This is a genomic window from Pseudogracilibacillus auburnensis (assembly GCF_003201975.1).
Lineage (GTDB): Bacteria > Bacillota > Bacilli > Bacillales > Amphibacillaceae > Pseudogracilibacillus > Pseudogracilibacillus auburnensis.
Genome location: NZ_QJJQ01000013.1, coordinates 1 through 15,401 on the forward strand (window position 1 = coordinate 1; position 15,401 = coordinate 15,401).

Annotated in this window: 14 protein-coding genes; 3 read left to right on the forward strand and 11 right to left on the reverse strand. The window is 35.7% G+C overall.

The window, feature by feature from the left end; all coding sequences use genetic code 11:
• Positions 1–171 (forward strand): zinc ribbon domain-containing protein (locus DFR56_RS15910; protein WP_146214307.1); only part of this gene is annotated, 171 nt, incomplete at its 5' end.
• Between the two features lie 331 nt (positions 172–502).
• Here DFR56_RS15910 and DFR56_RS15915 read toward each other — a convergent pair.
• The 3 genes from DFR56_RS15915 to DFR56_RS15925 form a co-directional block, all read right to left on the reverse strand.
• On the reverse strand, positions 503–1,501 hold the full coding sequence (locus tag DFR56_RS15915) for an inorganic phosphate transporter (RefSeq protein WP_110396445.1): 999 nt from the start codon (positions 1,499–1,501) through the stop codon (positions 503–505).
• Between the two features lie 15 nt (positions 1,502–1,516).
• Positions 1,517–2,134, reverse strand: coding sequence for a DUF47 domain-containing protein (locus DFR56_RS15920; RefSeq protein ID WP_110396446.1), 618 nt, complete (start codon positions 2,132–2,134; stop codon positions 1,517–1,519).
• Positions 2,135–2,321: 187 nt separating this feature from the next.
• A complete protein-coding gene (locus tag DFR56_RS15925) occupies positions 2,322–2,846 on the reverse strand; it encodes a YceI family protein (RefSeq protein WP_110396447.1) in 525 nt (174 codons plus the stop codon).
• Positions 2,847–3,294: 448 nt separating this feature from the next.
• On the opposite strand from DFR56_RS15925, the gene DFR56_RS15930 reads away from it, so the two are divergent.
• Together DFR56_RS15930 and DFR56_RS15935 are read left to right on the forward strand one after the other, a co-directional pair.
• Positions 3,295–4,191 carry a DUF2268 domain-containing putative Zn-dependent protease gene (locus tag DFR56_RS15930; RefSeq protein WP_110396448.1) on the forward strand — a complete coding sequence of 299 codons (897 nt, stop codon included), beginning with the start codon at positions 3,295–3,297 and terminating at the stop codon, positions 4,189–4,191.
• A 106-nt stretch (positions 4,192–4,297) separates the two neighbouring features.
• Complete coding sequence (locus DFR56_RS15935; protein ID WP_110396449.1) at positions 4,298–4,489, forward strand: hypothetical protein; 192 nt, start codon at positions 4,298–4,300, stop codon at positions 4,487–4,489.
• Positions 4,490–5,358: 869 nt separating this feature from the next.
• Here DFR56_RS15935 and allB read toward each other — a convergent pair.
• The 8 genes from allB to DFR56_RS15975 form a co-directional block, all read right to left on the reverse strand.
• Positions 5,359–6,753 carry an allantoinase AllB gene (gene allB, locus DFR56_RS15940; RefSeq protein WP_110396450.1) on the reverse strand — a complete coding sequence of 465 codons (1,395 nt, stop codon included), beginning with the start codon at positions 6,751–6,753 and terminating at the stop codon, positions 5,359–5,361.
• A 36-nt stretch (positions 6,754–6,789) separates the two neighbouring features.
• Positions 6,790–7,728, reverse strand: a complete 939-nt coding sequence (locus tag DFR56_RS15945; RefSeq protein ID WP_110396451.1) for a dihydroorotate dehydrogenase — start codon at positions 7,726–7,728, stop codon at positions 6,790–6,792.
• Positions 7,728–8,513: a dihydroorotate dehydrogenase electron transfer subunit gene (locus tag DFR56_RS15950; RefSeq protein ID WP_110396452.1), complete on the reverse strand. Its 786-nt coding sequence runs from the start codon at positions 8,511–8,513 to the stop codon at positions 7,728–7,730. The genes DFR56_RS15945 and DFR56_RS15950 overlap by 1 nt, the downstream gene beginning before the upstream one ends.
• An 11-nt stretch (positions 8,514–8,524) precedes the next feature.
• Positions 8,525–9,772 carry a Zn-dependent hydrolase gene (locus DFR56_RS15955; RefSeq protein ID WP_110396453.1) on the reverse strand — a complete coding sequence of 416 codons (1,248 nt, stop codon included), beginning with the start codon at positions 9,770–9,772 and terminating at the stop codon, positions 8,525–8,527.
• Positions 9,773–10,081: 309 nt separating this feature from the next.
• On the reverse strand, positions 10,082–11,356 hold the full coding sequence (locus DFR56_RS15960) for a TRAP transporter large permease (RefSeq protein WP_110396454.1): 1,275 nt from the start codon (positions 11,354–11,356) through the stop codon (positions 10,082–10,084).
• Between the two features lie 23 nt (positions 11,357–11,379).
• On the reverse strand, positions 11,380–11,847 hold the full coding sequence (locus DFR56_RS15965; RefSeq protein ID WP_110396455.1) for a TRAP transporter small permease: 468 nt from the start codon (positions 11,845–11,847) through the stop codon (positions 11,380–11,382).
• Positions 11,848–12,249: 402 nt separating this feature from the next.
• The gene (locus DFR56_RS15970; protein WP_110396456.1) at positions 12,250–13,317 is read right to left on the reverse strand and encodes a TRAP transporter substrate-binding protein; all 1,068 of its coding nucleotides are present in this window, start codon (positions 13,315–13,317) and stop codon (positions 12,250–12,252) included.
• 384 nt (positions 13,318–13,701) lie between these two features.
• A complete protein-coding gene (locus DFR56_RS15975) occupies positions 13,702–15,276 on the reverse strand; it encodes a PucR family transcriptional regulator (protein ID WP_158525674.1) in 1,575 nt (524 codons plus the stop codon).
• Between the last annotated feature and the right edge of the window lie 125 nt (positions 15,277–15,401).

Here is a 15,401-nt window from a genome sequence, read left to right on the forward strand (position 1 = left end):
AGATGGTTTCCTTCCAGTCAGATTTGTTCTAAATGTGGAAACAAAGGTGACAAGAAAACGCTTGAGATCAGGCAGTGGACTTGCCCCGTTTGTCATACAAATCACGACCGTGATATAAATGCGAGTAAAAACATTTTAAACGAAGGCTTACGATTACGAGCATTAAATTAAGTTTAAAAAAACCGTAGGAACTACGGGGATAGCTTGGTAAATAAGAGAAACCTCTGATTTTAGTGTATGCCACTAAAAATCAAGTATGCTCTCTTCCCAAGAATCTTATGACTCTAGTCATGAGAGGTTCAAGTCGTCTAAATAATTAGAAGAAAGTTCTTTAAAGTAAAAAGAGACCGGGACAAAAGTGTTTTCCCCAAAGAAAAATCCGAACCATGGTAGCTGAATATAACCCGCTCTGGAAATATACTTCGCTCAGATAATGCATGGTTCGTCTTTAGATTTGGTTGCTTTAGTGATGTCTCAGCCTCTAACGAAACAAATATATTATTTATAAAAAGAAATTAAGAATCATATAAGATATACCAGCTAAAGTAGCAGAAATAGGTAAGGTAATAATCCAAGTAAAGATCATTCTTTGAGCTGTACCCCACTTTACTCCTTTTAAACGGTGCGATGCTCCAACTCCAAGAATAGATGATGAAATGACATGCGTTGTACTAACTGGCAAGTGGCTAAATGTCGCTCCAAAAATAACTGCCGCTCCAGTAAGATCCGCAGCTACTCCATTTACAGGGCGGATTTTCATGATTTTTCCGCCGACTGTTTTTATTATTTTCCATCCACCCATTGCCGTTCCAAGAGCCATTGCAAGTGCACAAACAAACTGTACCCAAGACTGAATCTCATCAGAAGTTTGATAATTGTTTACAATCAGTGCCATCGTAATAATCCCCATTGCTTTTTGGGCATCATTTGTTCCATGAGAATACGCTTGTAATGCGGCTGTTGCAACTTGGATATTTCTAAACCTTCTGTTTGTTTTTGATAAATTATTATTTTTAAATACAACTTTAAAAATACTGTACACAATAAACCCAACGGAAAAGGCTAAAACTGGTGATAAAATAAGGGCTAAAATAATAGTCGAAAACCCACTATAATTTAATGCTTTAAAGCCTGCTGCAGCAATGGCTGCTCCGGCAATGGATCCAATAAGTGCATGCGAAGAACTACTCGGAATTCCAAAATACCATGTAATTAAGTTCCATGCAATAGCCGCTATTAGGGCAGCAATGATTACTAATGAACCATTTTCCAAGGTAAATGGATCAACTATGTCTTTTGTGATCGTTTTAGCCACGCCTGTAAAAGTCATCGCTCCAGCAAAATTCATCACAGATGCTAATATGATTGCATGCCTTGGTGTTAACGCTTTTGTTGAAACGGAAGTAGCGATTGCATTAGCTGTATCATGAAAACCATTAATAAAATCAAAAACTACAGCCAAACCAACAATTAAAATTGTTATGAAAAGTATTGTATCCATTATTAATATTACTCCTTAAGCATTTTTCATGATGATCGCTTCAAAAGTATTCGCCACATTCTCACAGCAATCTGCAATTTCTTCAAATTTCTCATAGATCTCTTTATACTTAATCAATTGAATTGGATCCTTTTCCACTTGAAATAACTTTTTAATAGATACACGACGAATTGTGTCGCATTTTGATTCATAATTTTTAATTTTAATTGCATGCCGTCTAATTTGGTGCAATTTCTTTTGAGACAATAGGACAACTGCTTTCTCAATTTCAATGACACTATTATGAATCGCTTCGACGAACTGATGCATATAATCATCAGTAGCAGTAATTGAATACATTTCAAATAGTGCTGCAATATGTTCTAATCCGTCCAACACATCGTCCATATGCATTGCTAAAGATAAGATATCTTCCCGTTCAATTGGAGTAATAAAAACTTTATTTAAATCTTTGATTACTTTATGAACAAAGGAATCTCCCTTTGTTTCAAATTCTTTCATCTTATCAGAAAATACTTTCAGATCTTCTATATTTTTCAATTTATAGTCTGTAAAATAGGTCATACTTTCCACTAAGTTTGAAGAAATATCACTTAAATGCTTCGAGAATTTATCTTCTTTTTTAAAAAACATTTTATTACCTACCTTTAGTATTAAATTCACGTTAATTATCATAGCGTAATTTGTCGAAATAATATATAGTTTAACATGTAGTTTACGCAAAATTTACGTAAAATTTACAAAGGGTATTAATATGTCATTATTTAGCAAAACAAAAGCGATCTCCAATTGGAAATCGCTTAAAAGTTCTTCTGATTATTTATGCAGGATTTGCTTGTAGCTCCAACGTTATTTTAATGTCATCTCCAACTAAAACGCCACCTGTTTCTAGCGTTTGATTCCATGTTAAACCAAATTCTTTTCTAGAAACTTTTCCTTCAACTTCAAATGCAGCTAGATCTACACCCCAAGGGTTTTTACCAGAGCCGACATATTCCGCCTCAAATGTAGCCTTTTTTGTTACATCTTTCATCGTCATGTCACCTGTAATCTTGTATTCATTATTACCTGTTTTTACAATCTCAGTTGACGAAAATGTTATATAAGGATATTTCTCCACATCGAAAAAGTCTGCTGATCGAAGGTGATTATCACGATCATCGCTATTCGTATGAATCGATGATACATGAATCTTAAAATTGATTTGAGCATTTGTTAAGTCTTCGGGATTTCCTTCAATCGTCCCTTCCACCTCGGTAAAACGACCTCGCACTTTTGACACCATCATATGTTTAACCGAAAATCCAACATTTGTGTGTGAAGCATCTACGTTCCAAGTTGCCATTTAAATTCCTACCTTTCTATTTTGGTATTACATTTATAATTTAGATAATTGAAGCAGACATTATTATTCCAATTCAATTATCTCTAATTCAATATATATTTACAATAAACGTTTATTTACATAAGGTCAAGAAAATAAGCTCAGAATGAATACAAAATATCAGTCTATACAACATGCAATAATAAGGACATGTTCATCATCCTTAAATCAGATAATGGTGGGTGATTTCAACGTCTTATCGTTATTCATTCACCTCAACATAAGTATTTAAAATTAGTAATCCCCTTCTTAAAGAAAAATAAACTAAAATGGAGCATTTTCCTAATTGACTCTAACGTTACGTAATACTTTATAGTGGCAATAGAGAAATGTAAATGGAATGACTAAGTACAACTACTAATGAAGTAGTTTGTCCAATTCAAACTGAAATAAAGAGAGGTATCTAAGAATGAAACTAGTAGTAGAAGATACAATCGGTCAATATGAGTCCATGTTTTCTATGGAAAAAGGGAGAGAACATTTCTTTCGGTATTCCATGATGAAGCCTTTTGAAAAAATGTGGAATGCAATCAATGTTCCAATAAATGCGAAACAAACGAATGGGTATGATGTTATCATGGCTACAAATATGCTTGGTTATCTTGATGTATCGGAGACCAAAATGGGACAACAGGCTTTAACGGTGCTAAAAGAAATTCAAGCACTTCAAACGGTTTATGATACTTTGAATGATTGTATTCATTTTATCGAAAAACATCATCTAAAAATAGATGCTCATGAATTGAAATTTGGCATGTATATTGCTGACCCAAAGAAACTCGAATTTCAAAAGGGGTATTGCGGGTTTGGTGGTATTCCAGGTTTTATTCATGTGTCTATTTATCCTAATGCTTATAATATTTCCAGAATTCCCGCTGTCATTGCACATGAATTTCACCACAATGTCCGTTTTTCTTATTTTGATTGGGATCATGGTAATGTAACTGTTGGTGATTACTTAATTATCGAAGGTTTAGCAGAGTCATTCGCAAAAGAGTTATATGGAGAAGATCTATTAGGCCCTTGGGTAACGTCTTTTGACCAAGAGGATCTAGAATACTCAATCGAAATAATTAAAGATTCATTGGACATAAAACGATTTGCCGAAGTCAGTAGCTATATGTTTGGTGACATCATTGCAAAGGAGCAAGGATTTCAACCTGTTGGATTGTCCCCTTTTGCAGGGTACTCAGTTGGATATAAAGCTGTGCAGTCCTTTATGGAATTAAATCGTGTAGGGATTAAAGAAGCCAGCCTACTTACAACAGATGAAATAGTAAAAAATTGTGGACTGTTTTCTTTTTAGTCAGTTTATTGCAATGAATAATGTTGCTATTAAGGTGTACGTTTCGTTGAATTTACATGCTATAATAAACGTATGAAAACTTGCATGTAGAATGGAGAGTGTTTGCATGAATAAACAAGATAAAGTAAAAGCTTTTAAAGAGTTACATGGATTACTTATTTTTTACTCTGAAAATAGAGATCAACCAGTTGAACAAGGATTTGATTTTTTCAAAGAAATTGCAACATTATGTCAACAGCTTGATTTAGATTATGAAACATTTAAAAAGGAATTCAATTTCACTAACTTTAATGAATAACTTAACTCTCGCAACAATAATATGAGTTTAAACAGTTTCCTTGGTTAAGTTCAAGGTGCTTCTATTAATGTCTTTGACAACTTGGGTATCATAAGCGGTTTTTTGAAAATCAAGAGCGCTACCTTCATCTGCAAAAAATGATTGGATGTTGCATATAAGAACCAAACTATGCAGTAACATTTAGTGGCGGAGACCCCGTCGCTACGGAAATACACTCCGCTTTCACCATAGGGCATAAGAGCGACATCTGTTCAACCTGCGCTATCGCTTGTTTTCACAGTGTCTCCTTTACCGCGGCGGCTGGTAAGTCTCCTCACTCGTAATTAAGGAAGGCCTACTGAAACCGGCCTTTGCGGCCAACGTCGGCATACCCCTTGCCGGGGCAGGGTCTCACCTATGCCTTTCCACAGTGATGGTAAACTTGAATCATGAGAGTATTATTTTGTTTGAAATAAATATCATTTACATTCACCTAACGTATAGTTGATTGGAGCGGAGGACAGTTGACTCCTACGGGAAAAGCAACAGCCGAAAATCCATTTTATCCGTTTTGACAAAAACGGATGAAATTAGTTGAGGCGTTGCCCGTGGAAAGCAACTGTCCGTAGCGAAAATCAACGGTGCTGCTAACTTAGTTACTGCACAGTTTGTTTCTACTATTTGATAAGACTTACAACCTGAAGAGCAATGCATTTAGACGTAAGTAGACACCCCTAAAGTAAAATTCAAAGTCAACCCTAGTACTGTATCTCCATCCCCTTCATTCTATCCAGTCTTTACTGTTTATTTCAGTATGCGAAAGTTGAGTGAATTAGAAAAAAGCACCTTCCATATGACCGTGATTTATCATATTATAAGGTGCTTTTTATTTATTTTGTTGGGATGACAAGTTTTCCTAAAATTCCACCGGTTACTTCCCCGTTCTTCATTACTGTAACCCCATTAACGATTGTGACAACTGGCATTCCAGTAACTTTATATCCATCATATGCTGTTACTTTACTTTTGCTATGCAACTGTTCTTTTTTAATGACAGCTTGCTTTTTCATATCAACAATCGTTAAGTCGGCATCCGAGCCAACTTGAATAGCTCCTTTTTGCGGAAAAACTCCAAATTGTTTTGCCGGATTTTCAGCTAATAAGGAAACGAACTGTTGCAATGTAATTCTTTTTTCTGATACGGCATTTAGCATTAATGGTGCAATTGTTTCGACTCCACACATGCCTGCAGGGATCGTCCATAAATCGCCATTCTTCTCCTCTTCTGTATGTGGGGCATGGTCGGAACAGACAAATGAAATCGTACCATCAGCAATTCCTTCCCAAATACTATCTTGATCTTTTCGGAATTTAACGAGCGGATACACTTTCATTGATGGACCAATTGTTTCATAATCTTCATTCGTTAAAAACAAATAATGTGGGCATGTTTCTGCTGTTATTGGAATGCCTTCTTTTTGTGCTTGACGAATTAAGTGTACCCCTTCAGCAGTGCTCACATGTAAGATATGCAGTTTTGCCCCTGTTTGTTTAGCCATTGAAATAGCTGTTTGAATCGTTAATTCTTCAACTACATTTGGTCTTGATGCTAAAAATGTCTCATAATCTGTTTTGCCGCTTTTCTCAAAACTCTTTGTTAATCGATTGATGACATCACTATTTTCTGCGTGAATAGCAAATGTTTGCCCAGTTTTCGCTACTTCCTCAAACATCGCAAACACTTCTCCATCATCACAAGGTGGAAAAACATCTTCCATCTCATTGGAGTAATTATATACTAATTGGAACGTATGTTTATTTACCGCATAACCCCAAAAATATTTAAAGCCGATTACTCCTGCTTCACTAAGGCTTTGTAAGTCTTCATTATTTATATCACCTAAACAAATTCCCCAAACCCCGAAGTTTACATGTGCTTTTGAATGTAAATTTTCTACTTGTTTATGAAAGTTTTCGACATTATTAATGGTTGGATTTGTATTTGGCATTTCAAAAATAGTCGTTATTCCACCCGCTGCTGCAGCTTGTGTCGAATGAAAAAAATCTTCCTTATATGTTGCTCCACCATCGCGTGAATGAACATGTGTGTCAATTAATCCCGGTAATACTTGAAGTCCTGTCGCATCGGTGATCTCTTTTGCTTCCCCTTCAAGTTCGCTATCTGTAATGGTAACAATTTTTCCATTTTTTACATATATATTTGCTTTATATTGAGAGGTTGGTGTAACAATTTCCCCACCTCGAATAATATGATCCCATTTCAATTGATTTAAACCTCTTTTCCATCAAAGACTCATCTATTAAGCTTGACATGTCGCTAGTTCAGAAGGGGTACTGACCTTCCCAACTATATCATTAATGTCTTTCACTTCATATTTTTTCATATATGCTTCGATCCCTTCAATAATCTCGATCATTGCCATTGGATTTATAAAACTTGCAGTACCAACTTGTACAGCTGTAGCACCAGCTAAGATCATTTCAATCGCATCATCTGCATTCATAACACCACCACAGCCGACGATTGGTATCGAACATACTTGGCTTACTTGATAGATCATTCGGACGATAATTGGTTTAACAGCAGGTCCTGAAATTCCACCAAGTACATTACCGATTTTAGGTTCCTTTGTATGGATATCGATGGCCATAGCAAGGAGCGTATTGGCAACATTTAATCCATCAGATCCGGCTTCTTCACATGCACGAGCAATTTCTTGAATACTCGTTACATTTGGAGTAAGTTTCGTAATAATTGGTTGCTCTGTTACTCCCTTTACTTTTTTCACTAGTTCATATGAAATATTGGCATCCATTCCGAATGCTTTTCCGTCTCCTTTTAAGTTTGGACACGAAATATTGAGCTCAATTCCTAAGACACCTTCCGTATTTCCAATGATTTCGGACATTTCTGCATATTCATCTACTGAGTCAGCGGAAATACTCGCAATTAAAGGGGTGTCGTATTTTTTATATGCAGGAATGATATGTTCTACATAATAAGGTAATCCTTTACTTTGAATTCCGATCGAATTAATCATGCCACCATTTACTTCACATACTCTTGGTGTGGCATTTCCTCCTCGAGGATATTTTGTAATACTTTTTGGCACAACAGCACCAAGTTTATTAAAATCAAATATACTTTCCATTTCAAAGCCGAATGCACCCGATGCTGGCATGATTGGATTTTTTAAATGTAACTTACCGATTTGAACAGCTAAATTTAGTTTTTCCATTATGCTAGCACCACCTTATCAAGATCGAAGACAGGCCCTTCCTTACAAACTCGTACAGATTCAATCTTATCCCCATGTTGCACGTCACACACACAAGCATAACAAACACCCATCGCACAGCCCATATGTTCCTCTAATGCAATCTGAGCTGGAATGTTTTTTTCCTGTGTTACTTTTTGCATCAATCTAGAAAGCCTTTTTGATCCACATGTGAATCCTGCTTTAACATCGTGTTCTTTAAAAATTTGCTCCATAATTATTTCGACATTGTCCACATCACTTGTGCCATCTTCTTCGGTCACTTTATACACTTCTGCGCCAAATCCTTGCAGTGTTTCTGTTGCAAGTAGGTCATTATTGCTACGCGCACTTAAAATTGCAACACACTTAATATTTTGTTTTGCTGCTTCCTGTGCAAGCGCTGCAAGTGTCGCAATTCCAACCCCTCTTGCTAAAAGTAGAATCGTATCCCATTCTTTTGCTAAAGAAAATCCAACGCCTAGCGGCCCAAAAACATCAACCGTTTCACCAGCTTTAACTTCTGTCAGCTTGACAGTGCCTAACCCTTTTACTAGATAAAGAAATTCAATTGTCCCATCTTCTTTATTAATCCGATAAATACTAAAAGGTCTACGCAAAAAAGGAAACGAATCGTCTGCGCATTTTATATTAAAAAATTGACCTGGTTCAATTTGGTTTGTCAGCTCTTGTGAATCTACTATCATATGCCAATACCGCTCACTCACCTTTACGTTTGACAATACTTCCAACTTATTTACTTGCATTTGCCTCACTCCTAACAATATGCCTTATTCGTCACTTGAGCTGCCTTCATTATTTCTTCTTTTAATAAAGTAGCACCGACTAATATTTGTTCTATTGATGTAAATTCATTTTTGTGGTGGCTTAACCCATCTTTTGAAGGAATGAAAATCATTCCTGTCGGATACATTTTTGCCATATTCATTGCATCATGCCCGGCCCCACTGGCCATCTTTATAAATGAGAATCCATTTTTTTCACACGTTTCTTTTAGTGATGCAATAATAGCCCCATCCATTTTGGTCGGACATTCATCACATAACTTTACTATTTCAATATTTAATTTACGACTTTGTTCCACATCATGAATAATCTTGTAAAGTTTTTCAACGACTCGCTGTTTTGATGCTTCTGATATGCCGCGAATATCAATTAATATCTCTGTTTCCCCTGGTACAACATTCATCGCACCAGCCTTTACTTCACAATTCCCAACGGTAGCCACTGTACCATTTATTGCTTCTTGACGAGCAGCTTTTTCTAGTGCAAGAGCAATTTCTGCTGCACCTGAAAAAGCATCTTGCCGATGGCTCATTGGAGTTGACCCCGAATGAGCTGATTGTCCGAAAATTTGTAATTTAAATCGTGTAGGTGCCGCAATTCCAGTTACAATTCCAATCTGTTTTTCCTCTTTTTCTAGAACTGGGCCTTGTTCAATATGAAGCTCATAAAAAGCTTTTATTTCATCCGTTTTTCGCTTAGCACGGTTAGCTTCTGCCATATTAAATTTGCATGATTGTAAGGCCTCTTTCAGCGTAATACCATCTTTATCAACTAAATGCGTTAATTCATCTTTTTCAACTAGACCTGTCATTACTTTACTCCCGATGGTCGCAACGCCAAACCTAGCAGACTCCTCACAAGCAAAAATAATTACTTCGATAGGATGTTTTGTTTTTATTTGATGTTCGTTTAGATAACGGATGACTTCTAGACCTGCAATCACGCCAACAGTACCATCAAAATTCCCAGCATTGTACACGGTATCAATATGTGAGCCACATGCTACTGCTGGAAGAGCTGGATCTATTCCTTCCCGACGAGCAATGACATTGCCAACTGAATCTATTTCGATTGTCATTCCTTCATTTTCAAATTGAGTGATTAAATGCTTCAATGCTTGTTGTTCTGTGTTAGTATATGCCAATCGGCTGATCCCTTCGTCTGAATAGCCAAATTGGTTAACTTGTTCCAAGCACTGTTGCAAGCGTTTTACATTCAATGGTACTCCCCCTCATTCCATTCCTCTACTTTAAGTATAAGCTTATTTACTCTATCTTTTATTTGTCTAAACAAACAGTAAATGAAGAGGATTTAAGTAGATATCTACAAAGACTTTATTTAGCAGATTTCTTATGGATTATTGAAGGTAAAATGAGGTGGACGCTTTTTTGCTTCCATCAATCATCAGATCAAAAAACGATTATCCTTATTTAGAATAATCGTTTTTTCCATTTCATTTATTCGAATCAAATTCATAAATGCCCATTTCAGAAATAAATACGAAAAATGATTGAACGATGAAATTGATTCATTCAAGTATTTTTAATAAGAACAATGAAACATCTGGAACATACGTAATAATGAGTAATCCTAATAAGTTAAAGCCTAAAAATGCTACTAATCCTGGGAACATTTCCTTCATATTTATTTTAGTAATCGTTTGCGTAACAAATATATTTAATCCAAAAGGTGGTGTATACATTCCAATTGCAAGATTTGCAATCATAATAATTCCTAAATGAACTGGATCAATACCAAGTGCAATTGCCGCTCCATATACAAGTGGGGCAACGACTATGATTGCTGCAACCCCTTCAATAAACATACCAAGAACGAGTAATAATATATTGAATAATAGTAAAAACATAAATGGAGTTGAAATATTCTCTGCAATAAAGGTAGCAATCATTTGTGGTACTTGACCTCTTGTTAACAACCATCCAAGAATTTGTGCAGCAGCCACAAGAACGAGTACTTGTGCTGTTGTAATGCCAGATTCTACACATATTTTATAGAACTTTTTAATTGTCATTTCACGGTAGACGAAAAAACTAATAAACAGCGCATAGATAGCAGAAACCCCCGCAGCCTCCGTTGGCGTAAACATTCCAGTATAAATTCCACCAAGAATAATAACCGGAATCAGTAGTGCCCAGCCTGCTTTACGGGTCGTTTCCCATAATTCTTTTTTACTTGCCTTTTTATCTCTGGCAATATTATATTTCTTCGCATATAAATAAATGTAAATAATAGAGGACAGGCCAAAAATGATACCTGCTCCAATTCCTGCTATAAATAGACTTCCAACCGAAACACCTGTTACAGAACCATAAATGATTAATGTAATACTTGGTGGAATAATTAAGGAAACAGCACCCGCTGAGGCGAGTAGGCCGGAAGAAAATGATTTACTATATCCACCTCTTAGTAATTCTGGATACATTATTTTACCGATTGCTATTACAGTTGCTGGCCCAGAACCTGAGAGTGCCCCAAAAAACATACTCGACACTTGTGTTGTCATTGCCACTCCACCAGATAGGTGACCGACGAGCGCACGGGCAAAACGTAAAATTCGTTCTGAAAGCCCCCCACCATCCATAATATTGGCGGCTAAAATGAAAAGCGGTAGCGCCATTAATGCAAACTGATCCAATCCAGCAAATAAACGCTGGATAAGTAACATAGGTTGAATATCACTGAAAAAGATGACCGATAAAAATGCAGCAAGTCCCAATGAGATATAAATAGGTACACTACTAAGTAAAAAGATAAAAATTAATGCAATTAAAGCTACTATCATTGAATTTTCTCCCCTTTCTATAACTAATTCGTTCTAAAATTCCGTATCATCTCAAATGTTTGAATAAACAAATGTATGAGAGAAAGGAGTGCACCTATAGGAATTGCTAAATAAACCCAAAACATTGGAACTTGTAGTGCTGGTGATAATTGCCCAGTCCCTTTACTAAATAAAACCAAATCAAGTCCATACTTAATAAGAAATATCATAAAAACAATTGCTAACAAATTAATAATCATACTTAATGTCTTTTTACTCTTTCCTGGTAAAGAATCAATCAATACATCAATACCAACATGGATTCCCCTACGGAAACAAATACTTGCACCAATAAAAGTAATCCATATAATTGCATATCGAATAAACTCTTCTGTCCAAGATATTCCTGCACTAAAGAAAAAACGCAAAATGATATTGATGAAAAGGAAAAATGTTACCGTCATAATGGTAATTCCTACAAAAGCTTCCTCTGTCTTATTAAAAATCTTCATTTTCTCATCTCCTTCCACATGTGATTTAATTTTAGAAAATAGAATGCAAAAAGCAAGGAATTAGTTTAAAGAAGTGAACTAACTCCTTGCTTTACTAAATTTAGTTAGAACGATAAATTCTAGAGATGTCCTTCTCACTAAGTGCGTATTCAAAAAGACCGATAAAAAGGACCAAGAAGTTCAAGACGGCGTAGCTCCCCAGAACGGACTTTTACAGGATGTAATGACTTCCGTGTTGCCCACGACGCTCAGGACGTGCTAGTACTGGCGTTGCGACAGGACGTCGCACCTTTAGCCAGTGAGCAGTAAGAAAGGATATATCCTTTCTTAACAGCCAACGTAGAAATTCGATGCGTCACTTTTGTTGGACTTTTAGAACATCCTCTTTAAGATATTAAAAGATTATTTTGTTACTTCTTCAATCTTTTCTTTTATTTGCTTTAGAATTTCTACTTGTTCTGATTCTCCATAAGCTTCCTCATGGAAAGGAACAGAAACTTCTCTAAATTTCTCGATCTCTTCATCTGTTAATTCATAATAATTAACTCCCGAGTCGATAATTTGTTGACGGTAATCGTCCTCTGTTTCTGCAAGCGATTCTCTTGCGGCCTTTTTCCCTTCTTCTTCTGCTTCATATATTAGCTCTTGAACGTCTGCCGGAAGCCCTTCAAACCAATCTTTGTTTGCCATAAATAAATAGGACATAATTCCGTGATAACTTTCAATAATATTATCTTGTACTTCATGATAATTGTTTAAGTAAATTGTTTGAAGCGGATTTTCCTGTCCATCAACAACACCTTGCTGTAAGGAGTTATAAACTTCTGCATATTCAATCATCGTTGGGTTGGCACCCCATAATTTATATTGATCTTCTAATAATGGTGATGACATGACTCGAATATCTAATCCTTTAAAATCCTCGGGTGCATGAATTTCTTTTTTACCTGTTGTAAATAACTTAAAACCACCAGGCCAGAAACCTAATCCTTTAAAGCCACCTTTTTCAAGTGTATCTAATACAGCTTGTCCAGCTTCACTATCTAATACTTCATACGTTTTTTCTGTGTCAGCAGGCCATAAATAAGGCAAATCAATTACTTTCACATCATCAACAAAAGGTGTTACAAAAGCTGTTGGTTGCATCGTAATATTAATTTCACCTAATTGAGTTCCTTCGATTTGCTCTCTCAAACTTCCCAGTTGAGAAGCAGGGAAGATTTCTACTGATACTTTTCCATCTGACTTTTCTTCAATAACTTCTTTAAATTTTGCTGCTCCAACATGTTCAGGACTTTCAAGTGGTTGGTTATGACTTAATCTAATGACGACAGAGTCTCCGTTGTTACTAGCATCAGTATCAGCTGTTTCCTTATTACCGTCGTCATTGTCTTTAGTGCCTCCCCCACATGCAGCTAGCACAAGAACGGTAAGTGTTGCTACTAATGCTAAAATTCTTTTGATGTTCATTAACATTTTCCCCCTAGTAATGATGTTAAATTTTTTAGCGATAAGAATGTATAAAACGTTCCTACTACTCATTGACTAAAATGCGCGACGCCCTGCTTCTCTCGCTAACGCTCGTCCCACCGAAAAGCATTTGTCGCGGACGCCAGTACTAGCACTGTGCGTCGTAAGTTAATTCACGCCATTAAAGGATTGGCGATAAGCCAAGTTTTTTCCAATTCATCCATTAATGAACTAAAATCACTAGTTGAATGTAAGCGTTATACAGAAACTTTGTTACGTAGTCAGTTGACTTAAATCTAATTATAATTTATATTCAGAAGATTGTAATGTGTGAAATGACCAAATTTAACGGATATGTTTTGTCGTTTAAGACAATGAAACCTATCATTCTTTCTGAATAAGCTCATGGATTTTCATTCCTATAAAAATATTCATTTTATCTTCTGACATTCTTAAATCACAATTCGTAATTTCCTCCACACGTTTTAGTCGATACTTCAATGTATTAACATGAATATACAAATCTTCAGCAGTCACTTTTAATGCCTCATTATGATAAAAGAAAGCCTGTAATGTTTTAATAAACTCTCCCTTTGGATCATGCTTTAATAGTTTGCCAATTGTTTCGTCATAAAAGTCCATTAATTCCGGTTTTTCAATTAGTAAACCTAATAAGCGAAAAGCTCCTAATTCTTCATAATAGATAATGTTTTTGGAATCTTTTATTCTCTTCGTTAATTTCAATGCTTGCTCGGCTTGGAAAAAGCTTTTTCTTATTCCTAAAGGGCCTTTGTATACTTCACCAACACCTAGTGTTAAACCGTGTCCATCAAGTTGTGTCGATAGATTAGTTATTATTTTTTCACATGTTTCCTTTAAATCTCTTTCATCAACTGAATGGATCATACATATTCTATTTCTAATCATGCCAATCAACATTTTTGGCCATTCTGTTAGTAACTTTGCATTCACTTCTGCTTTCCGTATGAGTTGCTTCGTGTTTTCCTTTTCATCTTCATCTAACAAAAAACAAACATATTTATTATCTTTGGAAATAGAATATTTTGTGCCCCATTCAATTAAATCATTTTCACTAATACTTTCATTAAATAATAGTTCCCTCATGAAATCATTTCTATACTGTTGCTCCATATCATATTTCACTTTTAATCGGAGGAATTCCAATGATAACAATGAAGAAGCCTTTTCTAAAATAGCTAAATCCATTGTTAAATGTTCATTCTTTACTGCCCAGCATGTGATATTTCCATAATATTCTCCATCAACGATGATCGGTGCTACAACACATGGAACGAGTTCATCCCCATATTTCCGTTCATACCGAATTGGCCTTTTTATAATGGACAACTCATGCTTTGCAGCTTCTGATAACGGAGAGACCGATTGTTCAGGTATTGGTGTCTTAATAAAAGAAAATTCACTTTCAATCGTAACTAAATTTTTCGTAATTGTACTGACATTCTCAACAAAAACGTCAACACCTTGAGCGTTTAAAGAAATCTCCTGCAATACGTTTGTTGCCTGCTCCAAATCTTCTTGTAATACAACTTTTTCATTAAAAATATGATGCATTACTGGGGATAATATATCTAAATATTTAACCTGTTCTGGTATTCGTATGACTGGAAAGCCTAGTTTATTTGCACTATTTATGATGCCTTCGGGTATGTCCTCCATCGATTCGAATGGCTTAATCGCCAGTGCAGTAGCACCAGCATAAGACAGTCGTTGAATTAATAAGTTTTGTGCATCTTTATCGTTTTTAATGGCAAATAAAGAAGTTAAAATTAATTCTCTTCCCTTTAACCATTTCACAATATCGGGTACTTCCATAATTGTGATATTTTCAATGATTCTATCTACACCACTATGACCAGCAACCACTTCACATTCACTGAACTTACCCAATTTCATCGAGTTTCTTAACGAAATGCTCATCATAGCACCTTCCTTACTCCATCATTTAACGTAAATTAACGAGAAAAAATGTTAGTCCAGAACTACCATAGCCCCTGTAACTAACAGTAACATTTAATATATCCAACATGTTCTGATCTTGCTCA